Raw genomic sequence first — 26,482 nt, forward strand, 5'->3', positions numbered from 1 at the left:
AATCAGGTGACGGTTCTGCCGTCCGGGGGTTCGAATCCCTCCCCCTCCGCCATATTCTTGACCCGAACAAGGCCCTGGTCCCTCCAGGGCCTTGTTTTCTTTCTGCTCCCCGCGGGGGCGACCCGCGCCCGGCCGGAGGGACCCGCCTCGGAGGGATGGGTGGCGGGAAGGACGCTGCAAGGAGGGAGCCGCCATGACCGCGGATGGCCCCGAAATCGACGTGGAAACCCTGGCCCGGCTGCGCCGGGCGGACAAGGCCCCGGTGGTGCTGGATGTTCGTGAGCCCCGCGAGCTGGCCGTGTGCGCCCTGGAGGATGCCCTCCACATTCCCATGGGGGAGGTTCCGGCGCGCCTGGGCGAGCTGCCGGCGGACCGCGAGATCGTGGTGATGTGTCACCACGGTGTCCGCAGCTGGCAGGTCACCCAGTTCCTGCGGCACCAGGGGTTCGACAACGTCCGCAACCTGGCCGGCGGCATCGACGCCTGGGCCGCCCGGATCGACCCCGCCCTGCCCCGGTACTAACCTCTCCGCATGGCCTTCCCGCCTCAGGCCTCCTGCCACTCCCGGAGACGTTCGAGCAGGGCCTCGCAGCGGGCGCGGCGGTCCGGATCCGGATCCTCCATGCAAGCCACCCCGGCGACCCCCTCCAGATACTTCCAGGAGGCGCCCAGGTAGCGGGCACCGTGCCAGATGATGTCGCGGTACCACCGGTAGGGCGGCAGGTCCGGATCGATGAAGTCGTCCTCGCCGCGGTAGACGAAGGCGGAATAGGTGCGCCCCGCCACCGTCACCTCCATGCGCTCGTCCCGATAGCCTTCCCCTTCCACCGCGTCCAGGTCGGGCTTCTCCCGGTCGTCGATCTCGAACAGGGCCCCGAGCGCCCGGTCCCCCGGATCCCCCGTGTACACCAGGTCCCCCTTGCCGGAGCCGTCCTGGCCCCGTTTGTGGAAGGCCAGCCGGTAGCCGTCCAGGTCCACCCGGCCAACCAAACGGGCCGACGGGACGCGCTCGCCGAGGCGGAGCGGGTGGAGGTTGGAGCCGAAGGCCAGGTAATGGAGCGTGGACACGTTGCCTCCCCGGTTTGGCGGTAGCGGCGGGCAGTTGGGGTGCGTACGCCCCTTGCGGGGCCTAGGCTACCAGAAGCGGTAGGGAATTGCCGGCATGGCGGGAAGCGGGCAGAATTGCGCCTTTTCCGCATCGGGAGGGCCGCTGTGTCGGAGCTGCTACGGGAATACAAGCGCATCCCCGTCCACGAGCGCACCCAGATGGTGCTCAGCGCCGACCTCGACCCGGCCTGGCGGCTTTGCGTCCTGGAGGATCAGGACGCGCAGGTGAAGGCCTACTTCGCCCGCCGCCTCGACCTCACCGGATCGGAGGTGGCCGCCCTACTGGCCGACCCCAACCAGACTGTGCGGCTGAACTGCGCGCGACGCAGCGACCTCACCGCCGAGCAGGTGGAACGCTGCGTGCGCGACCGGGACCCCAACCTGCGCTACTTCATCGCCCGGAGCCCCCAGCTGACGGAGGACCAGCGGACCCGGCTGCTGGCGGACGAGGACGAGCTGGTGCGGCGGGCCGCCGCCAAGGGGCCCAAGGTCCGCGGCACCCGCCAGCGCCCCGGCCAGGCCCCGCTGATCCGCTAGCCAGCTGAGTAGACGACATGAGCCAGCCCCCGGGATCTAATGCCCTTCCGCGGTGATTCCCCGGCCCGCTTTCGATCCCCGATTCCTGAGGAATGAACCACCCACCGAACCTTTCCCCACCTGCAAGCTTGGATTTATGGTAAAGGGGCACCGGAACATCTTTACATCTTGGGAGGGAGAGCCCATGGGCAACCCCGATGTCGAGTCCCACTACAGCCGGGGTGACCTGGCAAGCACCCTTTCCCGTGCCCTGGAAGAAACGGGGCTGGACCCCAACAACCTGCACCCCGATGACCTCGCGCCCGTTGATGAATTCCATATACGGGGGCAGGAGGCCACCCAGGAGCTGATCGAGCTGGCCGGGTTCGGGCCGGAGGACCACGTCCTGGACGCGGGCTGCGGCATAGGCGGTCCCGCACGCCACCTCGCCCAACAATGCGGCTGCCGGGTGACCGGCCTGGAATTGACCCGGGAATACTGCCACCTTGCAAGCGACCTCACCGCGAAGGTTGGCCTGGACCAGCGGGTGGAATTCCAGGAGGGGGATGCCACGGCCATGCCCTTCGGGGACCAGGCGTTCGACGGTATCTGGACCCTGCACATGTCCATGAACGTGGCCAATAAGGACGAGCTATACGCGGAGATGCGGCGGGTCCTGCGCCCGGGCGGGCGTCTGGCCATGTACGAGATCGTGGCCGGCCCGGGAGGGGCCTTGCACTTTCCCGTTCCCTGGGCCCGAAGCCCGGCCATCAGTCACCTGGCCTCCGCCGAGGACCTGCACTCCGGGCTGGAAGCCCGGGGGTTTCGCGAGCGCTATTGGGGCGACGTCACCGAGCCGGCCACGAACTTCTTCACCGCCATGCTGGAGCGGGCGCGGCAGGAGGAGCCGCCGCCGCTGGGCCTGCATCTGGTGCTGGGCCCGGACATGGGGGAGATGGCCGCGAACATGCTGCGCAACCTGGAGGAGGAGCGCATCCGGGTGGTGCAGGTCGTCATGGAGGGTTGAATCAGGAGGGATGGCCCAGGGTCCGCTGCACGGCATCCCGCCAGCCCCCGTACAGCCGCTCCCGCTCGGTGGCGTCCATCCGGGGCTCGAACAGGCGCTCCCGGCTCCGGGCGCCGGCCAGCTCCTCCGTCCCCGACCAGAAGTCCACGCTCAGGCCGGCCAGGAAGGCGCTGCCGGCGGCGGTGGTCTCCACCAGCCGCGGGCGGTCCACCGGGACACTGAGCAGGTCCGCCTGGAACTGCATCAGCAGGTTGTTGGCGCTCGCCCCACCGTCCACCCGCAGCTCGCGCACCGGGGTGCCGGCGTCGGCGTTCATGGCGTCCACCACGTCCCGGGTCTGATAGGCCATGCTCTCCAGGGCGGCCCGGGCCAGATGGGCCCGCCCGGTGCCCCGCGTCATGCCCAGTACCGCCGCCCGGGCCTCCATGTCCCAGTAGGGGGCGCCCAGCCCGGCGAATGCCGGGACCAGGTAGACCCCCTCGTTGTCCGCCAGGGACGCGGCCAAAGCCTCCGTCTCCGCGGCGTCCTCGATGATCCCCAGGCCGTCGCGCAGCCACTGCACCGCCGCCCCGGTGACGAAGATGGCCCCTTCCAGGGCGTAGGCGGGCCGCCCCTCGGCGTCGCAGCACAGGGTGGTCAGCAGGCCGTGCTCGCTGATGGGGTGGCTGTCGCCCATGTTCATGAGCACGAAGGAGCCGGTGCCGTAGGTGTTCTTGGCCTGCCCGGGGGCCCAGCACTGCTGCGCGTAAAGGGCCGCCTGCTGGTCCCCCGCCATCCCGGCCACCGGGATGCCGCTCGGCAGGCCCTCGTGGGCCACGGTGTGGCCGAAGACCCCGGCACTCGGCCGCACCTCCGGCAGCATGGCGGCGGGCACCCGCAGCGCTTCCAGCAGCTCCGGGTCCCAGCGGCGGTGGTGGATGTTGTAGAGGAGAGTGCGGGAGGCGTTGGTGGGCTCGGTGGCATGCACGGCGCCGCCGGTGAGCTTCCACAGCAGCCAGGTGTCCACGGTGCCGAACAGCACCTCTCCGGCCTCCGCCTTGCGGCGAGCCTCCGGATAGCGGTCCAGGATCCACTGGATCTTAGTGCCGGAGAAGTAGGCGTCCAGCACCAGGCCGGTTCGCTCGCGGAAGAAGGGCTCCCACCCGGCCTCCCGCAGGGCGTTGCAGATCCCGGCGGTCTGGCGGCTCTGCCAGACGATGGCGGGGTGCACCGGCGCCCCCGTGGCGCGATCCCACACTACGGTGGTCTCGCGCTGGTTGGTGATGCCGATGGCCGCCACGCCCCGCCCCGTGGCCCCGGCGCTCGCCAGGGCGCCCGCCATGACTCGCAGGCTGGCGCGCCAGATCTCCTCGGGATCGTGCTCCACCCAGCCCGGGTGGGGATAGGACTGGGACAGCTCGGCGTAGGCGCGCCCCACCACCTCGCCGCGGCGGTCGAAGACCAAAGCGGTGCTGCCGGTGGTGCCCTGATCCAGGGCCAGCACGTACTCGCTCATGCCCCGCCTCCCTGCGCGACGGCCCCTCCCTTTCGGTCCGGGCCGTGCTGTCGGATCCCCTGCGGGCTACTCTTCCGACGTGGGGTAGAGGTACTCCCGGGTCCAGGGCAGCTCGTTGTCCGTGGGCCGGGTGAACACCAGCTGGAACAGCTGCAGGCTGCCCGCCCGGAAGGCGGCGATGGAGCCGGACAGGTACAGGCGCCAGGCGCGCACGAAGCTCTCGCCGAATCGCCGCCGCACCTCCTCCGCGTTGGCGTCGAACCGGGCCAGCCAGTGCTCCAGGGTGCGGGCGTAGTGGAGCCGCAGGTTCTCCACATCCTGCATGGAGAAGCTGTACGGCTCGAAGATCTCGGTCACCTCCGACAGCGCCGGCGGATAGGCGCCGGGGAAGATGCGCCGCTCGATCCAGGGGTTCATGGGCCCGATGGGGCGATTGCGCCCGATGGAGTGCACCAGGGCCCGGCCGTGGTCGGCCAGAACCCGGTCGATCACGGCGCCCAGATCGCGGTAGTTGTCCGTGCCCACGTGCTCCAGCATGCCAACGGAGACGAAGGCGTCGTAGGAGCCGGTGACATTGCGGTAGTCGTCCTGGACGAACTCCACCCGGTCCTCCAGCCCCTCCGCGCGGGCGCGTTCGCGGGCGTAGGCGATCTGCTCGGTGGAGATATTGAAGGCGCGCACCTTGGCGCCGTACTCCCGGGCCAGGTGGCGGGCCAGGGACCCCCAGCCACAGCCGGCCTCCACCACCGTCTGGCCGGGCTCCAGACGCAGCTTGCGGGCCACATGGTCCATCTTCGCCCGCTGCGCCGCCTCCAGGCTCATCTCCGGATCGGCGAAGTAGGCGCAGGTGTAGACCATGTCCTCGTCGAGCCAGAGGGCGTAGAAGTCGTTGCCCAGGTCGTAGTGGTGGTGGATGTTCTCCCGCGAGCCGGAGAGGGTGTTGCGCCGGGCCCGGTACAGCCGGGCGGTCAGGCCCGGCCGGCCGCCCCCGTGGCCGTGGCGCTGCTGGCGGGCGAGGTCCACCATGGTCAGGAGCTCGGCCAGATCCCCTTCCACCTCGATCCGCCCCGCGGCGTAGTCGTCGCCGAAGTGGAGGTCGGGATGCAGGAGCAGGCGGTAGAAGGCGCCGCGGTCGCGGATGTGTACCCGCGCCACCGGATTTTCGGGGGCCGGCTCCAGGGGCTGCCCGTCCCAGAGGGTCACCGCGAAGGGCGGATTCCCCATGGTATCCAGCAGCCTGCCCGCCAGCTTACGCTCCGGACCCAGCACCGGCTTCCCCAGACTCTGGGCCTGCGCCGCATCCACCTCGCCGCCGCCCGGCAGGCTGAGCGGCGAATCCTCGTTACGTCTCATTAACCCCCTCCTGTAGCCAACAGCCCGTGGCTCCCTCCCGTGGAGCTTACAATGTCTCCGCAAAAATCCCGGGAATGCAACCCGTTACCCGTCCGCCTCTCTCCGGCCGTGCGCGCTGCGGGAGCGTCTCGGTTGGTCCGGCATGATAGTGAATCGGGCCGGAACTAGCCACTCCCTGTCCGCGATTTCCCGACAAGAATGTCCGCGAAGGCGGGGGAGCATCATGGCTCGGGTGTGACCCCGAACCGCACCGGCGGACACTCCCCCGCCGTATGGGTTATAGTCGGGGATCCGCACCAGCACCGCCGAGGAGCGCACCATGGGGTACACCGCCCGCTACTTCCTGGCCGTCCTGCTGCCCCCCACCGCTGTGGTCGGGCTCGGCCGGCGCACCGCCACCGTGGCCCCGATCGCGGTGTTCTTCCTGGCCGCCATCGTCACCTACGTTCTCGCCCCCTGGACACCGTGGATGCTACTGGCCGACCTCTTCTGGGCGGCCTCGGCCATCTGGGCGGTACTCACCGTGCGCGGTGCCGAGGAAGACGAGCGCCACGAGCCGTCCAGCACCGCCGAGCACCACGTGGACCCGGAGCGCCATTTCCCCGCCGAGGACGAGGCCCCCCGAGAATAAGGCCCTATTACGGAGGATCCATGCAGAGCTTTCAGCGCCTGAGCCACCGGGCCCTGCGCCTGGTAGAGCGGCTCGTCCTGGTAGTCATCACCATTGCCACGGTGGCGGCCATCGTCGAGGAAATCGGCATCATGCTGGCGAGCGGCTCGGTGCACCTCGCCGACCTGCTCCTGTTGTTCCTTTACATGGAGGTGCTGGCGATGGTGGGAGCCTACGTGGATTCCGGGCAGCTGCCCGTGCGCATGCCCATCTACATCGCCATCGTCGCCCTGGCCCGCTATCTGGTGCTGGACATGAAGGACCTGGACAACCTGCGGATCCTGGCGGCCGCCGGGGGGGCCCTGGTCCTGGCCCTGGCGGTCCTGGTGATCCGGTACGGCCATGTCCGCTTCCCCTACGAGAAGGAGCCCGTCGAATGAGGCCCCCGAGGGGAGGGCCGGCTCAAAGCCCGGAACCGGCCGGACGGCACTCCTCCACCACAAGTTGAAGGCTGCGCCGCCCACGGAAGGTGTTCACCTCCAGCCGGTAGGCGATCTCCACTTCCTTCAGGTCCGGGACCCGCCCTTCCGGGGCGCCCCGGAAGTGGATGGCCTCCACCGTGAAGTCTGCGCCCTCCGGGAACAGCCCCATCTTGAGGTGGTTGTGCCCCACCACGCGGGCCTCCCCCACCCGGAAACGGCCCTGGAACAGGGGCGCCGGGAACCCGGTGCCCCAGGGCCCGCCGCTCTCCACCAGCTCGGCCTTGCGCAGATTGAGCTCCTCGGGGCCCAGCTCCCCGTCGGTCTCCAGGCGCGGGGTCAGGGCCTCCGGGTCGGCCAGCTCCCGCACCGCCCCGTCAAAGGCCTCCCCGAAGGCCTCCAGGTTGGCCGGATCCAGCGACAATCCGGCGGCCATGGCGTGGCCGCCGAAGCGGGACAGCAGCCCATCGTGGGTGGTGGCCACCCGGTCGAGCACATCCCGGATGTGCACCCCCGCCACGGAGCGGCCGGAGCCCTTGAGCAGGCCGTCGTCGCCGGGGGCGAAGGCGACCACGGGCCGGTGCAGGCGATCCTTGATGCGCGAGGCCACCAGGCCCACCACCCCCTGGTGCCAGTCCTCCCGGAACAGACATACCCCGTGGCGCTCGGCCAGGGCGGGATCGTCCGCCAGGGCGTCCACGGCGTCGTCGTGCATGTCCGCCTCCAGGGAGCGCCGCTGCTGGTTGAGGCGGTCCAGCTCGGCGGCCAGATCGCGGGCCTCACGGTAGTCCTCGGCGAGCAGGCAGCGGATGCCGAGGCTCATGTCCTCCAGGCGGCCGGCGGCGTTGAGGCGCGGCCCCACCACGAAGCCCAGGTCGGTGGCCCGGAGCTGCCCGGGCTCCCGGCCCGCCACCTCGATCAGCGCCCGGATGCCGGGCCGCGCCTTGCCGGCGCGAATGCGCCCCAGGCCCTGGTGAACCAGGATGCGGTTGTTGCGCTCCAGCGGCACCACGTCGGCCACCGTACCCACCGCCACCAGATCGAGCAGCTCGTTCAGGTTCGGCTCCTCGATCCCGCGCGTGGCGAACCAGCCGTCCTCGCGCAGCCGAGCGCGCAGGGCCCCCATGACGTAGAAGATCACCCCCACCCCGGCGCTGGACTTGGCCGGGAAGGGGCAGCCGGGCTGGTTGGGATTGACGATGGCGTCGGCGGGCGGGAGGGCGGACGGGGGCAAGTGGTGGTCGGTGACCACCACCCGCATGCCCCGCTGATGGGCGGCCGCCACGCCGTCGCGGCTGGAGATGCCGTTGTCCACGGTCACCAGCACGTCGGGGCCGAGCTGCTCGGCGGCCTCGGCGACGATGCCCGGGGTCAGGCCGTAGCCGAACCGGAAGCGGTCGGGAATCACGTAGGTGGCGCGGGCCCCCATGGCCCGCAGGGCGGAAACGGACAGGGCGGTGCTGGTGGCCCCGTCGCAGTCGAAGTCGCCGACGATGCAGACCGTTTCGCCGCGCTCGATGGCTCCCGCCAGCACCGCCACCGCCCCCTCCATGCCGAGCAGGGAGTCCGGGCGTTCCAGGGCGGACGCCCGGCGTTCCAGCTGGCCGGGCTCCTCGATGCCGCGGGCGGCGTACAGCCGGGCCAGGAGGGGGTCGGTGCCCGCCTCGATGAGCCGCTGCTCGGCTTCGGGGGCGCGGGGGCGAACCATCCATTGGCGGGCGCGGTGTCCGGTCAAGCAAGCCTCCGGCGGCGGGCGCGGGTGGGCACTGGCCGGCTCCCCGTGGGGGGCTCCGGGCCCGGCGCGTTCGATGTTCGTGTCGGGAAAGGGCCCGCGCGGACGGGCAGGAGGGGGACAGGCTAGCCGATGACGGCCTCCCAGCCAACCGGAGTGCCGGACAGCCGGGGCTCGCTGACCGTGCGCGCCCGGCTCCAGGGCCGGAGCCGGCCCGCGCGGCAGGACAGCACCGGCGCTGGTGGCGAGGGCTCGGCGGCGCGGGCCCCGGTGGGCGCCTCGGGGCCCAGGACCACCCAGGCCGACCCCAGGTCGCGGCGGGCCAGGGCCTCCTCCAGGGGCCCCAGCCAGGCCCGGTCCAGCTCCTCCAGCGCCTCCAGCTTGGTGCCCAGGTCGCCCCGGGCCCCTGCCGCCCGGGGCCGGTCCGCCACCACCAGAACCGGGCCACCCTCCCCCGCCGCGGCCAGGGCGGGGGCGAGACCGGCCAGCGGCCCCCGGGGGACCAGGCCGCTCAGCCGGGCCAGACCGGGCAGGAGCGGCGCCTCGCCCCAGACCTCCTGCCAGGGCGCGGCGGAACCGGCTTGGGGAAGGGGCCCGGCCCCCCAGAACCACAGGCTGTTGGCCTCGGGCCGCCCCGCCCGGCGCCGGCGCTCGTTCACGGGATGGGCGGCCAGCACCATCTGGGCCTCGTTGGCCAAGCGGTGCCAGGCCACCGCGTCCGTCCCGGTGGGCAGGCCACCCCGGGCGTCGGCGCCGATCCAGCCCTCCAGGGGCACGGTGCGGATGCCGGGGGGCGCGGGCAGGTGCAGGACCCAGCGGCCCGGCTCCAGCGCGGCCAGTGCCCCCCCTTGCTCCGCGAACAGCTCGCGGTTGAGGGCGTCGGTCAGCTCCTCCGCCTCCTCCCGGTCCAGGGCCAGCTCGTCGGGATCCAGCACCACGGCCGCCTCCGGGGTGACGGCCAGGCGCGCGGGGTCGGCGTGCAGGTAGGCGCCCTCCCCCGGCTCCCGACCCGCCCCCAGCCAGTCCACGACCCCGGCCGGCGGATCCTGCCCGTGCGCCGGAGTCCGGCCGAAGGCGGCGAGCAGGTCGCCGCCGGCGTGCACGGAATGGCCGGAGGGGGCCGCGTCGAGGGCCAGCGGCCGGCCCCGCCGGGTCAGCCGCCGCAGGTTGGGGAGCTCGCCGTATTCCAGGGGCGTGCGGCCGCCGAGCAGTTCCTGGGGATGGTCGGCGGCCCCGCGCAGGAGGAGGACGAGGTCGGGAGGGCGGAGCTTGGTCAAGGCCGGCTCAGATGAACTCCTTGATCACCCCCTCCACGGCGGCCTCGGTGGCATCCACCGTGTAGGGCTGATCGCTCTGGGCGATGGCCGTGTCCGGATCCTTGAGGCCGTGCCCGGTGAGGGTGCAGACCACCGTGGAGCCCTGCGGGATCCGCCCCTCCTGGATCTCGGCCACCACGCCGGCCACGGAGGCCGCGGAGGCGGGCTCGCAGAAGACGCCGTCGGTGGAGGCCAGCAGCTTCTGCGCCTCCAGGATCTGCGGGTCCTGCACGGCGTCGAACCAGCCGCCCGACTCTTTCTGCACGCGCAGGGCGTGGTCCCAGGAGGCGGGATTGCCGATGCGGATGGCGGTGGCCACCGTGTCCGGGCTGTCGATGCGGTGGCCCTCGATGATGGGCGCCGAGCCGGCCGCCTGGAAGCCCAGCATCACCGGCTTGCCGCAGCGGCCCTCGTCGGCGTACTCGTTGTAGCCCATCCAGTAGGCGGTGATGTTGCCGGCGTTGCCCACCGGCAGGGCGTGGTAGTCGGGGGCGCGGCCCAGCTCCTCCACCACCTCGTAGGCGGCCGTCTTCTGGCCCTGCAGGCGGTGCGGGTTGATGGAGTTCACCAGGGTGATGGGGTAATCCTCCGCCAGCTCGCGGACGATCTCCATGGCGTCGTCGAAGTTGCCGCGGATCTGGATCACCTTGGCGCCGTGCATCATGGCCTGGGACAGCTTGCCGAGGGCGATCTTGCCCTCGGGGATGATGACGAAGGCGGTCATGCCGGCGCGCGCGGCGTAGGCGGCGGCGGAGGCGGAGGTGTTGCCGGTGGAGGCGCACACCACCGCCCGCGAGCCCTCCTCGAAGGCCTTGGTGACCGCCACGGTCATGCCGCGGTCCTTGAACGACCCGGTGGGGTTCAGGCCCTCGAACTTGAGGTAGATCTCGCCCTCGAAGCCCAGCCGCCGGGGCAGGTTGTAGGTGCGGATGCAGGGCGTGCGGCCCTCGCCGAGGCTGATGGCGTCCGCCGGATCGTCGATGGGCAGGCGGTCCGCGTAGTGCTGGATGAGGCCCGTGTACCGGGTGGCTTTGGTCACTCGTCGCTCCGTAGCGTAACCCGGACTGGCCGGGATTCCAAACCGTTGAATTCCGTCGGGGATGCGGTCGAGTTCAGACCGCGTCCACCTCCTCGAGGCGGATCAGCTGGCTGGGACCGTTGATCACGTCGAGGGCGTCGATGGCCTCCACCGCCTTGCGCATGGCGCGCTCCTTGGTGGTATGGGTCACCAGTACCACCGGCACGTCCGTGTCGCCGGGGCGGGGCTCCTTCTGGCGGATGGCCTCGATGGAGATGCCCTCCTCGGAAAGGATGCGGGTCACCTGGGCCAGCACGCCGGGCTGGTCCTGGGCCTGCATGCGCAGGTAGTACTCGGTCTCCACCTCCTCCACCGGCGCCCAGCGCGGCTCCTGCATGCCTTCCGCCCGGAAGCCCAGATAGGGGACCCGGTATTCGGGCGAGGCGCCCAGGGTACGGGCCACGTCCACCAGGTCGCCCACCACCGCGGAGGCGGTGGGGTCGGCGCCGGCGCCGGGGCCGTAATAGAGGGTGGGACCCACCGCATCGCCCACCACCTGCACGGCGTTGAACACCCCTTCCACGCTGGCGAGCATGGCGTCCTGCGGCACCAGGGCCGGATGGACGCGCAGCTCGATGCCGCCGCCGGGACCGTGCTTGGTGATGGCCAACAGCTTGATGCGATAGCCCAGCTCGTCGGCGTAGAGGATGTCCTCGCGGGTGACGTTGCGGATGCCCTCGATGTGCAGCGCCTGGTAGTTGATGGGCGCGCCGAAGGCCACCGCCGCCACCAGGGCCAGCTTGTGGGCGGCGTCGATGCCGTCCACGTCGAAGGTGGGATCGAGCTCGGCGTAGCCCAGGTCCTGGGCCTCCTGCAGCGCCTCGTCGAACTCCATGCCCTCGGTGCGCATGCGCGACAGCATGTAGTTGGCGGTGCCGTTGGCGATGGCGTGCACGCTCTCGATGCGGTTGCCCGCCAGCCCCTCGCGGAGGGCCTTGATGATGGGGATGCCGCCGGCCACCGCCGCCTCGAAAGCGAGGTCCACGCCCTGCTCGCCGGCGTAGCGGAACAGCTCGTTGCCGCGCTCGGCGAGCAGGGCCTTGTTGGCGGTGACCACGGGCTTGCCGTGCTCCAGGGCCTTGCGCACCAGGGGCTCGGCATTGTCCACGCCGCCCACCAGCTCGATGACGATGTCGATATCCGGATCGGTACAGATGGACTCGGCATCGGTGCCCACCTCGATGCCATCCAGCTCCACCGGACGGGGCTTGCTCGGGTCCTTCACCGCCACCCGGGTCACCTCCAGGGAGCGCCCCAGGCGCCGCTTGAGGGGCTCGGCGTTGCGGCGCAGCAGGCTGACGGTGCCGCCGCCCACCGTGCCCAGTCCCAGAATTCCGACGCGTACTGGATCCACCTTCGGGTCTCCTTCCCCTGTGTCCGTTTCCACCGGCGCGCCTTGCCGGCCGCCGCTAGTCTTGATCGGAGCCCACCGCCGCCGGGGCGTGATTGCGCATGAGGCGGCGGATGTTGCGGATGGCCTGCCGGGTGCGGTGCTCGTTCTCCACCAGGCCGAAGCGCACGAAGCCGTCGCCGTACTCGCCGAAGCCGATGCCCGGGGAGACGGCCACCGCGGCCTCGTCGAGCAGAAACTTGGTGAACTCCAGCGAGCCCATGTGGCGGAAGGGCTCGGGGATGGGCGCCCAGACGAACATGGACGCCTTGGGCTTCTCCACCGGCCAGCCGGCGTCGTTGAGCCCCTCCACCAGCGTGTTGCGGCGCGACTCGTAGACGCGGCGGTTCTCCTCCACGCAGTCCTGCGGCCCCTCCAGGGCGATGATGGAAGCCACCTGGATGGGCGTGAAGATGCCGTAGTCCAGGTAGCTCTTCATGCGCTTGAGCGCGCCGATCAGCTCGGGATTGCCCGCGGCGAAGCCCACCCGCCAGCCGGGCATATTGAAGCTCTTGGACAGCGAGTAGAACTCCACCCCCACGTCCTTGGCCCCCGGCACCTCCAGGAAGCTGTGCGCCTGGTAGCCGTCGAAGGTGATGTCGGCGTAGGCGAAATCGTGCACCACCCAGATGCCGTGCTCCTTGGCGAAGGCCACCACCTTCTCGAAGAACTCCGGGTCCGCCACGGCGGTGGTCGGGTTGTGCGGGAAGTTCAGGATCAGCATCTTGGGCTTGGGCCAGCCCTCCCGCACCGCCCGCTCCAGCTCGGCGAAGAAATCCACGTCGGGCCCCATCTCCACCGAGCGCAGGTCGCCGCCGGCGATCACCACCCCGTAGGTGTGGATGGGATAGGTGGGATTGGGCGCCAGCACCACGTCCCCGGGGCCGATGGTGGCCAGCAGGAGGTGGGAGAGCCCCTCCTTGGAGCCGATGGTGACGATGGCCTCGCCGTCGGCGTCCAGCTCCACGTTGTATTTGTCGGCATAGCGCTGGCAGAGCGCCTTGCGCAGCCGCGGGATGCCCTGGGAGGCGGAGTAGCGATGGGTGTCGGGCCGCTGGGCCGCCTCGCAGAGCTTGTCCACGATGTGCTGGGGGGTGGGGCGGTCCGGGTTGCCCATGCCGAAATCGACCACGTCCACGCCCCGCTTGCGGGCCGCCATCTTGCGCTCGTTGACAATGGCGAAGACGTATGGCGGCAACCGCTTCATGCGCTGAAAATCGGGATCCATGGGGAGTACGCGGCCTCGGCGATATTCGGTTGAACGATGGCAGGACGGATAAACTCGGAAACTTTACTGACGGGGCGCTCAGGGTGTCAAATTATCCCCCGCGGCGCGGGGCCGGGCGGGAGCCCGAACCCCTCGCGCCTCCGACGGTCACACTGGTAACCATTCGTCGCGGCGCGGCCGTGCAAGGGGAGCCCGCCGTCCAACGTTCCTGGGGAGGGACACCATGGACTTCCGTGAGATGCAGACCGACGGCGCCAACCTGGTCAAGGGCTACAGCCCCGGGGAGCTGCGCATCAACGAGGAGTGCTACCGGGAGAGCCTGGTCCTGTTCCGGGAATCCATGTGGCGGGGCTGGCTGCCCGAGCGCTCCACGGATCTGGAGGCCCGGCACCTGGAGCCCCTGGCAAAGGCGGGCGTGGAGGTGCTGCTGATCGGCACCGGGGACCGGCTGCGGTTCCCCGATCCCGCGGTCACCGCCCCCCTGGTCAACAGCCGCATCGGGGTGGAGGCCATGGACACCCCCGCGGCCTGTCGGACCTACAACCTGCTCATGGGGGAGGACCGTCTGGTGGCCGCGGCGCTGTTCCCCACCGAGCACGGCGGCTAGCTCCCCCCTACCGGTCCGGGAGCACCGTCAGCGGGTCGACGGGATCCGCGCGCCGCCGGACCTCGAAGTGGAGGGCGTCCTCCTCGGTGGACCCCGTCTGCCCAATGCGGGCCACCGGCTCCCCCGCCTCCACCCAATCGTCCTCGGCCACCAGGTTCTCCCGGTTGTAGGCGTAGGTGGTCAGGAAGCCACTACTGTGGCGAAGGATCACTAGGTTCCCGTAGCCCCGCAGCCCATCCCCAGCGTAGACCACACGGCCCGGAGCGGCAGCCAGCACCTCGGTGCCGGCGGGGGCGGCGATGTCGATGCCCGTGTTGCGGCTCCGACCTTGAGTCGAGAATTCCCGGACGATGGGGCCTTGCACGGGCCAGAGCCACTGCATTGGGATCTCGCCCCCATGCACGGCCACCTTCGTCGCCTTGGGGAGGCCCTTGACGCGAATCTCATCCCTTGCCTCCCTGTCCGAGCCCCTGGGCGGCACCAAGCGCAGGCGCTGGCTAACCTCCAGGTTGGCGGGATCCTCGATGTCGTTCCAGCGGATGACGTCCCGGTAGTCCACCCCGAACCGCTCCCCGATGGCGGCCAATGTATCCCCGCGCTGCACGAAGTAGTATGGGGGCATCGAGCTCTGGGAGCGGGGTGGGGACGGGTCCTGCGAGACCGAACCACAGCCCGCCCCAAGCGGGACCAGCGGCAGAAACAAGAACAGGGTTATGGGGAACGCACGAGTGGCCACGGCATCTTCCCGAAGGGTCCATACCGCCACCCTATCCCATCGCCCCTACCCCATCATCCGTCCCAGTCAAGGCCGAGGAGGATAAGTCCGGCCAGGGCCGCCATGCCTGTCCAGAAAAGGACCGGCGACCACTCCTCCACCTGCCTGTAGAGGCGCTCCCCACCGAGGCGGATGACTCCCGCCAGGACGAAGAACCGCAGGCCGCGTCCCCCGAGGGAGCCGAGCACAAAGGGGAGCAGGGGCATCTGCAGGCTCCCGGCGCCCAGGGTGAACACCTTGTAGGGGACGGGGGTCAGCCCCGCCAGGAACACGGCCCAGGCCCCGTAGGCCCCGAACCACTCCGCCACCCGGGCGTACTCCGCCTCCGCGCCGTAGAAGGCCAGCAATGGCTCGGCCACTGCCTGGTACAGGAAGGCGCCGATCAGGTAGCCCAGCAGCCCGCCCGCCACCGAGGTGGCCGTGGTCAGGGCCGCGAAGTACCAGGCCCGCCGGGGGCGGGCCAGGGCCATGGGCGCCATGAGGACGTCGGGAGGCACGGGGAAGAAGGAGGACTCGGCGAAGGAGAGCGCACCCAGCCACAGGGGCGCGCGCGGATGGCCGGCCTTCACAAGCGCCCAGCGCACCAGCTGTCGAATCATCGCGGTCCCTTTTCCGGGTGGTGCACAGGCCCCGCGGGAGCGGTGGGGCCGGGGAATCGAAAGCCAAGGGGCCGGCTAGGAGGAGGCCCCCTCCGGCTGGCGCAGCAGGGGCACGAAATGGCAGGGCCCGAGGTCCTCCGCCCGGACGCCGTCGGGCTCGCGGACCCAGCGCAGCAGGCGCTGCTCCTCCCCCACTCCGACCGGCCCCACCAGGCAGCCCCCCACGCGGATCTGCTCGAAGAGCTCGCGGGGCGGGGAATCGGCGCTCGCCGCCACCAGACCGGCGTCGAAGGGCGCCCGGTCCCGCCAGGCAGTCCGGCCATCCCCGACGCGGAAGTGGACGTTGGCGTAGCCCAGGCTCCGCAGGTTCTGGCGGCCCCGGCGGGCGAGACGGGGCAGCAGCTCCACCGCCCAGACGCCCTCCACCACTTCGGCCAGGACCGCGCTCTGGTAGCCCGAGCCAGCCCCAACATCCAGGACCCGTCGCGGCTCGAACTCCAGCACCGCCTCGGTCATGCGCGCCACCTCCCAGGGCTGGGAGAGGGTCTGGCCCCAGCCGATGGGCAGGGCCGTCTCCTCGTAGGCGCGGGTGGCCAGGGCCTCGTCCACGAACAGGTGGCGCGGCACCCGCCCCATAGCGGCCAGGAGCTCCTCGTTCCCGATCCCCCGGTCGCGCAGGCCGTCGATCATGCGCTCCCGGGTGCGGGCCGAGGTCATCCCGGTTCCGGGCTCATGGGGGCGCCTTGGAGCCACCCCTCGATCTCCTGCATGGCCGTGTGGTCGGTCATGTCGAGGCCCAGCGGGGTGACCGACACATACCCCGAGCGCACGGCAGAAAAGTCGGTGCCGGGTCCCGAGTCCGCCTCCGGACCCGCCGAGCCGATCCAGAAGATGGTCTCGCCGCGGGGGTCCTTGTCCACCACCACCCGCTCGCTGGCGTGCCGGTTGCCGAGCCGGGTGACCTGGATCCCCCGGAGCTCCTCCCAGGGCCGGTCCGGGACGTTGACGTTCAGGATCAGCTGCGGGGGGAGCTGATGGGCGCACAGGAGCTGCCCGGTCAGGTGGGCGGCGACCCGGGCGGCGGTCTCGAAGTGGGTGGCGTTCCGCCCCACCAGGGAAACGGCCATGGAGGGCGTATCCAGGTGGCGGGCTTCCACGGCCGCGGCCACCGTGCCCGAGTAGATGACGTCGTCGCCCATGTTGCTGCCGTGGTTGATGCCGGACACCACCACGGTGGGCTCCACCTCGAACACCCCGCCCAGGGCGATGTGGACGCAGTCGCTGGGGGTGCCGTCGATGGCGTACACCCCCTCCGCCACATGGCGGGCGCGGAGCGGGTGGAGGATGGTCAGGGCATTGGAGGCGCCGCTGCGGTCGGCTTCGGGCGCCACCACCAAAACCTGGTCCACGGCGCGCAGATGCTCCGCGAGCACCTGGATACCGCGGGCCCTGTAACCGTCATCGTTGCTAATCAGGATCACCGGACCAAGCCCTCGGCCGACGTTTGGCGGCGGGCCGCTGCGGCCCGGGTGCGTGCAGGCGGGAAAGGCTTCGGAAGATGGTCGGGGCGAGAGGATTTGAACCTCCGACCACTTGCGCCCCATGCAAGTGCGCTACCAGACTGCGCTACGCCCCGAATTGAGAGGGGTATTCTATGCCCCACCGCCGGCGCGGTCAACGGCCTCCCCCGCCTCGTTGGCATCCAGCTCCTCCAGAATGGCCGCCAGCTCGGCGCGGACCTCCCGGAGGGCGGTCACCCCGGCGGAAGACGACTCCGGACCCTCCGCCTCCGAGAGCCGTTCGCGGGCCCCCTCGATGGTGTATTTACGCTCCCAGAGCAAATAGCGGATGCGCCGGACCAGCCGCACGTCCTCGGGCCGGTAGGTCCGCCGGTTGCCGCCCCGTCGCCGGGGCCGGAGCTGGGGGAACTCCTCCTCCCAATACCGCAGGACGTGGGGCTCCACCCCGGAGAGATCCGCCGTCTCCCGGATGCTGAAGAACCGCTTGTCGGGAAGCGGCGGATCCCCGGTCATTCGTCGCGTTCGCCGTTCACCCGTGCTTTGAGCACCTGGCTGGGGCGGAAATTGACCACCCGGCGGGCGGTAATGGTCACTTCCTCGCCGGTCTTGGGGTTCCGCCCCGGCCGGGGCGGCTTGTCCCTGAGCTCGAACTTCCCGAACCCGGAGAGCTTCACCTCTTCGCCGTCGGCCAGGGCCCGGCGGATCTCGTTCAGGCTCGTCTCCACCAGCTCGCGGGCTTCCTTCTTGCTGAACCCGATACGATCGTGAAGCATCTCTACCAGGTCCGCCTTGGTTATCGCCAATCTGGACCCCTCAATATTCGTGTTCGGAACAGGGAGGCCACCGCCTGGCCCATCGGGCGGGTCGGTGGCCGGGTCGAATGCCCGAGAAGAGGGACCCCGCCCTCAACTCCGCAGGGTCGCACCCCCCCGGGCGGCGAGGCGGTCCACTAGCTCCGATACGGCCGCCTCGATCTGCGCGTCGGTGGGCGTCTCCTCCCGGGGCTGCAGGGTCAGGGACAAGCCTATGCTTTTAAAGCCTTCCTCGACGCCTTTGCCAGTGTATACATCGAAAATTCGCCAGTCCACGAGGGCCAGCGGGCCGCCCTCCAGCCCCTCGGCGAGCGGCTCCTGGAGGGCCGCGGCGGTCACCTCCTCGGGCACGACCACCGCCAGATCTCGGTGGGTTACCGGCAGGCGCGGAACCGCTTGATACCGGGGCACATCTCCAGCGTGCGCACGAAGCGTCTCCAGATCAAGCTGGTAAAGCACCGTACAGGCATCCACCTCCAGGCCCTCCGCCACGGAGGGATGGAGGGTTCCCACCCATCCGGCGGGCTCCCCATTCACCAGGACGCGGGCCGTCTGGCCGGGATGCAGGGCGGGGTGGGCCTCGGCCCGGAACTCCGCGCGATCCGCACCGACCCCGGCGCGCCGCAGCAAAGCCTCCACGTCGCCCTTCCCGTCGAAGAAATCGGCGGCCCGGCGCCGCCCGTCCCAGTGCGGCGGATCCACGGGACCGGCCAGGAGGCCGCCGACGGCGTCCCGTTGCTGGATCTCCCCGCCAATCCTAGGGAACACCCGGCCCAGCTCGAAGAGCCGGAGGCGGTGGTTCTGCCGGGCCCGGTTGGCGGCGGCGGTCTCCAGGAGCCCGGCGAACAGGTCGGGACGCATGACCGATTGCTCGCGGGACAGGGGGTTGGCGAGGGCCAAGGGCTCGGCCTCGGGATCAAGCCGACCCACGGTGTCGGGATCCACGAAGCTGTAGGTGATCACCTCCCGGTACCCCCGGTCCACCAGGGCCTGGCGCAGGGGCCGATCCTGGACATCGGTCTCAAGACCGGCATGGGGCTCCATGGAACCGGCCAGACGGGCGGTGGGGAGCCGGTCGTAGCCGTGCAGGCGGGCCACCTCCTCGATGAGGTCCGCCTCCAGGGCCAGGTCGAAGCGATACGAAGGCGGCACCACCTCCCATTCCTCGCCCTCTTCCTCGGTCTCGAAGCTCAGCCGGCGGAAGGCATCGCCCATGGCGTCGGCGCCGAGCTCGGTGCCCAGCCGGGCATCGGCCCGCGCCGGGCGGAAGGGGATCACCGGGCGCTGCGGCAGGTCGGCCTCGTTGAGCGCCTCGGTAACCGGCCCGGGGATCCCCCCGGCGATCTCCATCAGGAGAGCGGTAGCCCGCTCCATGGCGATCACCGGGAGGTGCGGGTCCACGCCCCGCTCGAAGCGGTGGCTGGCGTCGGTGTGCAGTCCCAGCTTGCGCGCCCGGCCGGCCAGGGCCCCGGGGCGGAAGTGGGCGGCCTCCAGGAAGACCTCCTCGGTCTCCTCGTCCACGGCGGAGCCCTGGGCGCCCATCACGCCCGCCACCGCCTGGACCCCCGCGTCGTCGGCGACCACCAGGGCACCGGCCTCCAGCTCCACCGCGCTGCCGTCGAGCAGGGTCACCGGCTCACCGGCAGCGGCGTGGCGAACGCGGATGTCGCCCGCCAGCCGGCGGTTGTCGAAGGCATGCAGGGGCTGCCCCAGCTCGAGCATGACGTAGTTGGTGACGTCCACCAGTAGGGAGACGGGCCGCACCCCGCAGCGGCGCAGGCGCTCCCGCATCCAGAAGGGGGTCTCCCGGCCCGCCGCCACACCCTGCACCACCCGGCCCAGGTAGCGCGGACAGTCCGCACCGGCCTCCAGTTGCACCTCCCGCTTGGCCCCCGAGGACGGCGCCACGGGACCCAGGGGCGGGCCCACCAGCGGCTGGTCGGACAGGGCCGCCACCTCCCGGGCGATCCCGGCCACCGACAGGCAGTCGCCCCGGTTGGGGGTGAGATCCAGTTCCACCACCGTGTCGTCCAGGTCCAAGTAGTCCCGGACGGGGGTGCCCACCGGGGCGTCCTCGGGGAGGATCATGAGGCCGGCGCTTTCCTCCGCCAGACCCAGCTCCGTCTCGGAGCACAGCATCCCTTCGGAGGTCTCCCCGCGCAGCTTGCTCTTCTTGATCTTCATGCCGTTGGGCAGGGTGGCCCCGGGAATGGCCACGGGCACCCGGTCTCCCGGCCCCATGTTGGTGGCCCCGCAAACGATGCTGCGCGTCTGCCCTTCCCCGGCGTCCACCCGGCACAGGGACAAGCGGTCGGCGTTGGGGTGCTGCTCGCAGGCCTCGATCACCCCCACCAGGACCTTGTCGAGTCCCTGGCCCAGGTACTCGGTGCCCTCCACCTCCAGCCCGGCCATGGTCAGCCGGTGGACCAGGGTCTCCCGGTCCCAGCCATGCTCCACCCACTCGGCGAGCCAGCGCTCACTGAACCGCATCGGTGTCCCTTCCTGAGAAACTAGCCTGAGAACTGATTGAACCGCCGAGACACGGGGAACGCGGAGAACAGAAAAAACGAAAAGGCACGGCAAGCGAGATCCGGACCCTGCACGCCTTCCCGCGCACCAAAGTGCGGGAAGATGCTTCGGAACCCTTCTTCAGCCTTTTACCGTGGCCGTTCTCCGCCCTCTCTGCGCCTCTGCGGTTCCCGTGTTTCCCGAGCAAACGGCCTACCCGGCCTGGAACTGCGCGAGGAAGCGCACGTCGTTCTCGAAGAACAGACGCAGGTCGTCCACTCCGTAGCGCAGCATGGTCAGTCGCTCCACCCCCATGCCGAAAGCCAGGCCGCCGTAGCGGTCGGCATCGATCCCCACGTGACCGAAGACGTTGGGGTGGATCAGCCCCGCCCCGAGCACCTCCAGCCAGCCGGTGTGCTTGCACACCCGGCAGCCGGCCCCTTCGCAGATCACGCAGCCGATGTCCACCTCCGCGGAGGGCTCGGTGAAGGGGAAGTAGCTGGGTCGGAAGCGGACAGGCAGGTCGTCGCGCTCGAACAGGCGCTGCAGGAAGTCCTGCAGGAGGCCCTTGAGGTGGGCGAAGCTCACCTGCTCGTCCACCACGAAGCCCTCCACCTGATGGAACATGGGGGTGTGGGTGACGTCGCTGTCACAGCGGAACACCCGCCCGGGGGCGATGGTCCGCAGCGGCGGCTCGCGGTCCTTCATGACCCGGATCTGCACCGGGCTCGTGTGCGTCCGCAGCAGCCAGTCCCCGTCGAAATAAAAGGTGTCGTGCATCATCCGCGCGGGGTGGTCCGCCGGGATGTTGAGGGCCTCGAAGTTGTGGAAGGCGTCCTCGATCTCGGGGCCCTTGTCCACCTCGAAGCCCATGGAGACGAACAGGTCCTCAATGCGCTCCAGCATGCGGGTCACCGGATGGAGCCCGCCCACCTCGGCGTGGCGGCCCGGCAGGGTCACGTCGATGCGCTCGGCCTCCAGCCGGTGCTCCAGCTCGGCCCGGGCCACCTCCACCCGCCGCTCTTCGAGCAGCCCGGCCACGGCCTCCTTGGCGGCGTTCACGGCCTGCCCGAACTCCTTGCGCTCCTCCGGATCGAGCTGCCCCACTTGTTTGAGCAGGCCCGTGAGCTCCCCCTTCTTCCCCAGATAGCCCACCCGCAAACGCTCCAGCTCGTCCAGGGACTCGGCGGCGCGGATCTCCTCCTCCGCCCGGCCCCGAATGGCCTCCAGCTGTTCCTGCATGCTCGCTCCACGGATTCCGAGTGCGGAGGCGGGAGGAACCCCCCGCCCCAAACACAAAGGGAGAAAGGGCCTGGCCCTTTCTCCCCGTGACATGCCGTTTCCGGTTCGGGAGACGGCGCCTAGGCCGCCTGGGCCTCCTTGGCCACCTCGACCACGCGGGCGAAGGCCTCCTTGTCCCGCACCGCCAGGTCGGCCAGGACCTTGCGGTCCACCTCCACCCCGGCGTTGCGCAGGCCGTTGATGAACCGGCTGTAGCTCAGGCCGTGCTCCCGGGCGCCGGCGTTGATCCGGGTCACCCACAGCCGGCGGAAATCGCGCTTGCGCTGCTTGCGGTCGCGGTACTGGTACTGGGCCGCACGCTCGACGAACTCGTTGGCAACCCGGAAGCAGTTCTTCTTGCGGCCCTGGAAGCCCTTGGCCTGCTTCAGGACCTTCTTGTGACGCCGGCGGGACTCGACGCCGCGCTTGACTCGTGCCATTTCTTCTCAGCTCCTTGGATCTTTGGGCCCCACGCAGATCCCGGGGCGGGTCCCCGCAGGGGTCCAACGGATTCCGGCGGGCCGCGGGAAGCGCCCGCCACGGCTCCCGAGACGGGCTCAGGAGTAGGGAAGCATCCGGCGCACGTTGCCTTCCTCCACCTTGGAGACCAGATCCGGCTTGCGCAGGTTGCGCTTGCGGTCGCGGCCCTTCTTGGTGCGGATGTGGCTGTAGTGCGAGCTGCGGCGCTTGATCTTGCCGCGGGCGGTAACCTTGAAGCGCTTGGCCGCGCCGCGGTTGGTCTTCATCTTGGGCATAGCGACTGCTCTCCCGGCCTGAGGTCTTGGGATGAACGGGAATGGGCGCCGGACGCGGTTCCGGCCTACTGGTGCTTGATGGGAGTGACCACCATGATCATCTGCCGCCCTTCCAGCTTGGGCTGCTGCTCCACCTTGCCGTACTCGGCGAGATCCTCCTCGATGCGCTGGAGAATCCCCCGTCCGATGTCCTGATGGAGCATCTCCCGGCCGCGGAAGCGCATGGTGACCTTGACGCGATCGCCTTGCTTGAGGAACCGGATGGCGTTCTTGAGCTTGACCTGGTAGTCGTGCTGATCCGTCTTGGGACGGAACTTGACTTCCTTGAGCTGGACTTGCTTCGTCTTCGCCTTCGCACGGTGGGCCTGCTTGCTGGCCTCGTACTTGTACTTGCCGTAGTCCATGATCTTGCACACAGGCGGCTCGGCCTGCGGCGAGACCTCGACCAGGTCGAGACCAGCCTCGTCCGCTCTATCGAACGCTTCCTGGAGGGAAACAACGCCTACCTGCTCGCCCTCGGCGTCAACCAGGCGCACCTCTTCGGCTTCGATGTCCTCGTTGACGCGCGGCTGTTTCTCCTGTTTAGCGATCTCTAGCCCTCCGATTCGATCTGTTTGTTATCGACCTCGCTGCGCAGACGGTCGACAAACGTGGCGACATCCATGGCCCCCAGATCCTCCCCGGACCGGTGGCGCACGGATACCTGGCCGGACTCCATTTCCTGGTCCCCCACCACCAGCATGTAGGGGACCTTGTCCATGGTGTGCTGACGTATTTTAAAGCCGACCTTTTCGTTCCTCAAGTCGGCCTCCGCCCAAAACCCGGCGTTTTTCAGCCGATTCGCCACCTCGGCGGCGTAGTCGGCCTGATGGTCGGTGATGGGGAGCACCTGCGCCTGGACCGGGGCAAGCCAGGCCGGGAACTTGCCGGCGTAGTGCTCGATCAGGACGCCGAAGAAGCGCTCCAGGGAGCCGAAGATGGCCCGGTGGATCATGATGGGTCGTGCGCGCTCGCTCGACTCGTCCACATATTCCAGATCGAAACGCTCCGGGAGGTTGAAGTCAAGCTGGACGGTGGAGCACTGCCACTGCCGGCCGATGGCATCGCGGATCTTGAAGTCGATCTTGGGGCCGTAGAAGGCGCCGCCGCCCTCGTCGAGGTGGTACTCCAGCCCCTGGCGCTCGATGGCGCCCCGCAGCGCCGCGGTGGCCTTCTCCCAGATCTCGTCGGAGCCCACCGACTTCTCCTCCGGCCGCGTGGAGAGATAGAGGTCGACCTCGTCGAAGCCGAAGGTGTTGAGGACCCGCAGGGTGAGGTCCAGAACCCCCGCGATCTCCGACTCCATCTGGTCCTCACGGCAGAAGATGTGGGCGTCGTCCTGGGTGAAGCCGCGCACCCGCATGAGACCGTGCAGGGCCCCGCTCATCTCGTAGCGGTACACCGTGCCCAGCTCCGCCCAGCGGATGGGCAGCTCGCGGTAGGAGCGCAGCTGGTCCTTGTACACCAGGACGTGGAAGGGGCAGTTCATGGGCTTGATCTCGAAGGGATGCCCTTCCACTTCCATGGCCGGATACATGGAGTCGCTGTAGAAGTCCGCGTGCCCGGAGGTCTGCCACAGGTCGTAATCGGCCACGTGGGGGGTGTACAGGAACTCGTAGCCGGCCCGCTCGTGCTCGGAGCGCCAGTACTCCTCGATGCGCCGCCGGATGCGCGCCCCCTTGGGGTGCCAGAACACCAAGCCGCCGCCGGCGTCCTCCTGGATCGAGAATAGGTCCAGCTGCTGACCGAGCCGCCGGTGGTCGCGCTTCTCCGCCTCCTCCAGCTGCTTGAGGTAGCGCTTCAGGGCCTTCTTGTCGGGCCACGCCGTGCCATAAACCCGCTGCAGCATCTCATTGCGGGCGTCGCCGCGCCAGTAGGCTCCGGAGACCTTGGTGAGCTTGAAGGCCTTGAGCTTGCCCGTGCTCGGCACGTGCGGCCCCCGACACAGGTCGACGAAATCGCCTTGCCAGTAGACGGACACGTCCTCGTTATCGGGGATCTCGCCGATGATCTCCGCTTTGTAGACCTCCCCCTGGTCGCGGAAGAAGCGGATGGCCTCGTTCCGGTCCCAGACCTCGCGCTGCACCGGCTCGTCCCGCTCGGCGATCTCGGCCATCTTCTCCTCGATGGCCTCCAGGTCTTCGGGGGTGAAGGGGCGGTCGTAGGCGAAATCGTAATAAAAGCCGTTCTCCACCACCGGGCCGATGGTGACCTGGGCCTCGGGAAACAGCTCCTTCACCGCCTCCGCAAGGAGATGGGCGGTGGAGTGCCGGATAACCTCCAGGCCTTCCTCGTCGTCGGCGGTTACGATGGCCACTTCGGCGTTATCCGGGACCGGAGCGGAGAGGTCCACCAGACGCCCGTTCACCTTGCCGGCCACGGCGGCCTTGGCCAGCCCTGGACCGATGTCGGCGGCCACGTCGCCAACCGTGACCGGCTGCTCGAATTCTTTTTTGGACCCGTCGGGTAGGGAAACGGATGGCACCGCGGACTCCCTGCTTGCTGGAACCGGAGCTCGGATTCGGACAGGAACCGGAGGTTTGGCCCCTCCCTGCCACGCCGAGTTCCCTGGAAACAAAAAAAGGCATCCGGGCGGATGCCTCGAGTCAGGATATGGTAGGCGCGGGCGGTTTCGAACCGCCGACCTCTACCGTGTCAAGGTAGCGCTCTCCCGCTGAGCTACGCGCCTTTTGGGAACTTGGAAAGCTACCACTCCGCCGCACCAAGGGTCAACCCTGTCCGCCCCGGCGCGCCCTCCGACGGCGCGGTCCGGGGCCGTCCTCACAGGGTACGCACGGCGAACAGGGACAGCTCCACCAGCGGGCCCGGGACGATGCCGAACAGGAGCACGGCCAGCGCGTTCAGGGACAGGGCGCCGGTGGCGAGGCCGTCCCGGTCCGGGCTCAGCTCCGCGGCCGGTGTGTCGAAGTACATCACCTTCACCACCCGGAGATAGTAAAAGGCGCCGATGACGGCCATGAGGACACCGAACACCGCCAAGCCCACCATGTCCGCCTGGACGGCGGCCTGGAAGACGTACAGCTTGGCCATGAAGCCGCCCGTGGGCGGGACCCCGGCCATGGCGAACATCAGGATCAGCAACAGGAAGGCCTTCCAGGGGTGGCTCTGGGAGAAACCGGCATAATCCTCGATGCGCTCCCCGGCCACGCCCTGACGGTGCATCATGGTCACCAGGCCGAAGGCAGCGCCGCCCATGAGGGTGTACATGACCATGTACATCATGGTGGGCATGTAGCCGGTCTCGGCGGTGGGGGCCGCAGCCAGGCCAATGAGCAGGTAGCCCACGTGGGCGATGGCCGAATAGGCCAGCATCCGCTTCAGACTGCTCTGGGCGATGGCCACCACGTTGCCCACCACCAGGGACAGCACCGCCAGGATGGCGGCGATCTCCTGCCACTGGGCCGCCATGGGGCCGAGCCCGTCCACCATGATCCGCAGCAGCAGGGCGAAGGCCGCAAGCTTGGGCGTGGAGGCGAGCAGGGCGGTGATCGGGGACGGCGCGCCCTGGTAGACGTCGGGCACCCACATGTGGAAGGGAACGGCGCCCAGCTTGAAGGCCAGGCCGATGGCGACGAACACCACGCCCATTACCATGAGGGGATCGTCCACCCCCACCTCGCCCGCGTGACTGGCCACGTCGGCGATCAGCAGGCTGCCGCTGGCGCCGTAGAGCAGCGAGAGGCCGTAGAGGAAGACCCCGGAGGCCAGCGAGCCGAGGATGAAGTACTTGAGCGCCCCTTCGGTGGCCGGCACCGAGTCCCGGTCCATGGCGATCATGGTGTACAGGGACAGGGACATGAGCTCCAGGCCCAGGTAGGCCATCAGGAGCGTCCCCGCGGAGGCCATGAGCATCATGCCCGTAGTGGCGAGCAGCACGAGGATGAACAGCTCGCCCTTGTACATCTCCAGGCGCTGCAGCGGACGGCGGGCGTAGATCACCACCAGGGCCGTCATCACCAGGAGCACGAGCTTGAGCACCCCGCTGAGGGAGTCGTGGACGAAATGGCCGTGGAAGGCGGTCTCCCTCGCCTCGGGCAGACCGGTGATGGCCAGCAGGGCCCCCACCAGCAGGGTGAGCACGGTGGCGCCATAGGTGATGCCCCGCTGCCCCGGCTTCAGGTACAGGTCCAGAACCAGGATCACGCAGGCCATCGCCACCACGAAAAGCTCGGGGAGGATGGCCCCCAGGTCGCTCGCTGAAAACTCCATGCGTTCCTACCCTCTTACCCGGGAT

27 protein-coding genes and 2 tRNA genes are annotated in these 26,482 nt (G+C 69.7%); 6 read left to right on the forward strand and 23 right to left on the reverse strand.

The genetic code is table 11. The features are described from left to right. Window positions 1–193 precede the first annotated feature (193 nt). On the forward strand, window positions 194–523 hold the full coding sequence (locus ACLFRB_RS00005) for a rhodanese-like domain-containing protein (protein ID WP_411066939.1): 330 nt from the start codon (window positions 194–196) through the stop codon (window positions 521–523). A gap of 23 nt (window positions 524–546) precedes the next feature. Here ACLFRB_RS00005 and ACLFRB_RS00010 read toward each other — a convergent pair whose 3' ends face one another. After that, window positions 547–1,068 (reverse strand): gamma-glutamylcyclotransferase family protein, encoded by a 522-nt coding sequence (locus tag ACLFRB_RS00010; RefSeq protein ID WP_411066940.1) that lies wholly within the window; start codon window positions 1,066–1,068, stop codon window positions 547–549. A gap of 198 nt (window positions 1,069–1,266) precedes the next feature. On the opposite strand from ACLFRB_RS00010, the gene ACLFRB_RS00015 reads away from it, so the two are divergent. Together ACLFRB_RS00015 and ACLFRB_RS00020 are read left to right on the forward strand one after the other, a co-directional pair. After that, complete coding sequence (locus ACLFRB_RS00015; protein WP_411067080.1) at window positions 1,267–1,644, forward strand: hypothetical protein; 378 nt, start codon at window positions 1,267–1,269, stop codon at window positions 1,642–1,644. A 184-nt stretch (window positions 1,645–1,828) separates the two neighbouring features. Beyond that, the gene (locus tag ACLFRB_RS00020; RefSeq protein ID WP_411066941.1) at window positions 1,829–2,650 is read left to right on the forward strand and encodes a class I SAM-dependent methyltransferase; all 822 of its coding nucleotides are present in this window, start codon (window positions 1,829–1,831) and stop codon (window positions 2,648–2,650) included. A gap of 1 nt (window position 2,651) precedes the next feature. On the opposite strand, the gene glpK is transcribed toward ACLFRB_RS00020, so the two are convergent. Further along, window positions 2,652–4,145, reverse strand: a complete 1,494-nt coding sequence (gene glpK / locus ACLFRB_RS00025; protein ID WP_411066942.1) for a glycerol kinase GlpK — start codon at window positions 4,143–4,145, stop codon at window positions 2,652–2,654. Between the two features lie 66 nt (window positions 4,146–4,211). Next, the gene (locus tag ACLFRB_RS00030; RefSeq protein ID WP_411066943.1) at window positions 4,212–5,498 is read right to left on the reverse strand and encodes a class I SAM-dependent methyltransferase; all 1,287 of its coding nucleotides are present in this window, start codon (window positions 5,496–5,498) and stop codon (window positions 4,212–4,214) included. Window positions 5,499–5,817: 319 nt separating this feature from the next. Here ACLFRB_RS00030 and ACLFRB_RS00035 point away from each other — a divergent pair, with 319 nt between their 5' ends. Both ACLFRB_RS00035 and ACLFRB_RS00040 read left to right on the forward strand, forming a co-directional pair. Beyond that, window positions 5,818–6,129 (forward strand): hypothetical protein, encoded by a 312-nt coding sequence (locus ACLFRB_RS00035; protein WP_411066944.1) that lies wholly within the window; start codon window positions 5,818–5,820, stop codon window positions 6,127–6,129. Window positions 6,130–6,149: 20 nt separating this feature from the next. Then, the gene (locus ACLFRB_RS00040; RefSeq protein ID WP_411066945.1) at window positions 6,150–6,548 is read left to right on the forward strand and encodes a phosphate-starvation-inducible PsiE family protein; all 399 of its coding nucleotides are present in this window, start codon (window positions 6,150–6,152) and stop codon (window positions 6,546–6,548) included. Between the two features lie 22 nt (window positions 6,549–6,570). On the opposite strand, the gene recJ is transcribed toward ACLFRB_RS00040, so the two are convergent. The 5 genes from recJ to alaC form a co-directional block, all read right to left on the reverse strand. Beyond that, window positions 6,571–8,295: a single-stranded-DNA-specific exonuclease RecJ gene (recJ, locus tag ACLFRB_RS00045; RefSeq protein ID WP_411067081.1), complete on the reverse strand. Its 1,725-nt coding sequence runs from the start codon at window positions 8,293–8,295 to the stop codon at window positions 6,571–6,573. Window positions 8,296–8,444: 149 nt separating this feature from the next. Continuing rightward, a complete protein-coding gene (locus ACLFRB_RS00050; RefSeq protein WP_411066946.1) occupies window positions 8,445–9,596 on the reverse strand; it encodes a hypothetical protein in 1,152 nt (383 codons plus the stop codon). Between the two features lie 7 nt (window positions 9,597–9,603). Beyond that, on the reverse strand, window positions 9,604–10,674 hold the full coding sequence (gene thrC / locus ACLFRB_RS00055; protein WP_411066947.1) for a threonine synthase: 1,071 nt from the start codon (window positions 10,672–10,674) through the stop codon (window positions 9,604–9,606). Window positions 10,675–10,747: 73 nt separating this feature from the next. Next, window positions 10,748–12,067, reverse strand: a complete 1,320-nt coding sequence (locus ACLFRB_RS00060; protein ID WP_411066948.1) for a homoserine dehydrogenase — start codon at window positions 12,065–12,067, stop codon at window positions 10,748–10,750. A gap of 55 nt (window positions 12,068–12,122) precedes the next feature. Continuing rightward, the gene (gene alaC / locus ACLFRB_RS00065; protein ID WP_411066949.1) at window positions 12,123–13,331 is read right to left on the reverse strand and encodes an alanine transaminase; all 1,209 of its coding nucleotides are present in this window, start codon (window positions 13,329–13,331) and stop codon (window positions 12,123–12,125) included. A gap of 223 nt (window positions 13,332–13,554) precedes the next feature. On the opposite strand from alaC, the gene ACLFRB_RS00070 reads away from it, so the two are divergent. Continuing rightward, entirely contained in the window at window positions 13,555–13,938 is a 384-nt protein-coding gene (locus tag ACLFRB_RS00070) for an Mth938-like domain-containing protein (protein ID WP_411066950.1), read from the forward strand. Window positions 13,939–13,945: 7 nt separating this feature from the next. On the opposite strand, the gene ACLFRB_RS00075 is transcribed toward ACLFRB_RS00070, so the two are convergent. From ACLFRB_RS00075 to nuoN, 15 genes are all read right to left on the reverse strand, one after another. Further along, complete coding sequence (locus tag ACLFRB_RS00075) at window positions 13,946–14,560, reverse strand: peptidoglycan DD-metalloendopeptidase family protein (RefSeq protein WP_411066951.1); 615 nt, start codon at window positions 14,558–14,560, stop codon at window positions 13,946–13,948. A gap of 167 nt (window positions 14,561–14,727) precedes the next feature. Next, window positions 14,728–15,312, reverse strand: a complete 585-nt coding sequence (locus tag ACLFRB_RS00080) for a YqaA family protein (protein WP_411066952.1) — start codon at window positions 15,310–15,312, stop codon at window positions 14,728–14,730. Window positions 15,313–15,387: 75 nt separating this feature from the next. Beyond that, window positions 15,388–16,065, reverse strand: coding sequence for a protein-L-isoaspartate(D-aspartate) O-methyltransferase (locus ACLFRB_RS00085; RefSeq protein ID WP_411066953.1), 678 nt, complete (start codon window positions 16,063–16,065; stop codon window positions 15,388–15,390). Beyond that, window positions 16,026–16,793 (reverse strand): 5'/3'-nucleotidase SurE, encoded by a 768-nt coding sequence (gene surE / locus ACLFRB_RS00090; protein ID WP_411066954.1) that lies wholly within the window; start codon window positions 16,791–16,793, stop codon window positions 16,026–16,028. The genes ACLFRB_RS00085 and surE overlap by 40 nt, the downstream gene beginning before the upstream one ends. Before the next feature lie 78 nt (window positions 16,794–16,871). Continuing rightward, window positions 16,872–16,948 (reverse strand) — tRNA-Pro (locus ACLFRB_RS00095). Between the two features lie 16 nt (window positions 16,949–16,964). Further along, complete coding sequence (locus ACLFRB_RS00100) at window positions 16,965–17,345, reverse strand: MerR family transcriptional regulator (RefSeq protein ID WP_411066955.1); 381 nt, start codon at window positions 17,343–17,345, stop codon at window positions 16,965–16,967. Further along, window positions 17,342–17,635 carry an integration host factor subunit alpha gene (locus tag ACLFRB_RS00105; RefSeq protein WP_411066956.1) on the reverse strand — a complete coding sequence of 98 codons (294 nt, stop codon included), beginning with the start codon at window positions 17,633–17,635 and terminating at the stop codon, window positions 17,342–17,344. Before ACLFRB_RS00105 ends, ACLFRB_RS00100 begins: the two co-directional genes overlap by 4 nt. A gap of 102 nt (window positions 17,636–17,737) precedes the next feature. Further along, on the reverse strand, window positions 17,738–20,134 hold the full coding sequence (gene pheT / locus ACLFRB_RS00110) for a phenylalanine--tRNA ligase subunit beta (protein ID WP_411066957.1): 2,397 nt from the start codon (window positions 20,132–20,134) through the stop codon (window positions 17,738–17,740). 231 nt (window positions 20,135–20,365) lie between these two features. Then, complete coding sequence (gene pheS / locus ACLFRB_RS00115; protein ID WP_411066958.1) at window positions 20,366–21,394, reverse strand: phenylalanine--tRNA ligase subunit alpha; 1,029 nt, start codon at window positions 21,392–21,394, stop codon at window positions 20,366–20,368. Window positions 21,395–21,513: 119 nt separating this feature from the next. Next, window positions 21,514–21,873, reverse strand: a complete 360-nt coding sequence (gene rplT / locus ACLFRB_RS00120; protein ID WP_411066959.1) for a 50S ribosomal protein L20 — start codon at window positions 21,871–21,873, stop codon at window positions 21,514–21,516. Between the two features lie 117 nt (window positions 21,874–21,990). Further along, entirely contained in the window at window positions 21,991–22,188 is a 198-nt protein-coding gene (rpmI, locus tag ACLFRB_RS00125; RefSeq protein WP_411066960.1) for a 50S ribosomal protein L35, read from the reverse strand. Window positions 22,189–22,253: 65 nt separating this feature from the next. Then, window positions 22,254–22,778, reverse strand: a complete 525-nt coding sequence (infC, locus tag ACLFRB_RS00130; RefSeq protein WP_411067082.1) for a translation initiation factor IF-3 — start codon at window positions 22,776–22,778, stop codon at window positions 22,254–22,256. A 2-nt stretch (window positions 22,779–22,780) separates the two neighbouring features. After that, window positions 22,781–24,712 carry a threonine--tRNA ligase gene (thrS, locus tag ACLFRB_RS00135; protein WP_411066961.1) on the reverse strand — a complete coding sequence of 644 codons (1,932 nt, stop codon included), beginning with the start codon at window positions 24,710–24,712 and terminating at the stop codon, window positions 22,781–22,783. A gap of 129 nt (window positions 24,713–24,841) precedes the next feature. Further along, a tRNA-Val gene (locus ACLFRB_RS00140) sits at window positions 24,842–24,916 on the reverse strand. A gap of 92 nt (window positions 24,917–25,008) precedes the next feature. Further along, window positions 25,009–26,457, reverse strand: a complete 1,449-nt coding sequence (nuoN, locus tag ACLFRB_RS00145; RefSeq protein WP_411066962.1) for an NADH-quinone oxidoreductase subunit NuoN — start codon at window positions 26,455–26,457, stop codon at window positions 25,009–25,011. Window positions 26,458–26,482: the final 25 nt, after the last annotated feature.

Origin of the sequence: Thiohalorhabdus sp. (assembly GCF_046545655.1) — a bacterium.
Classification (GTDB): domain Bacteria; phylum Pseudomonadota; class Gammaproteobacteria; order Thiohalorhabdales; family Thiohalorhabdaceae; genus Thiohalorhabdus.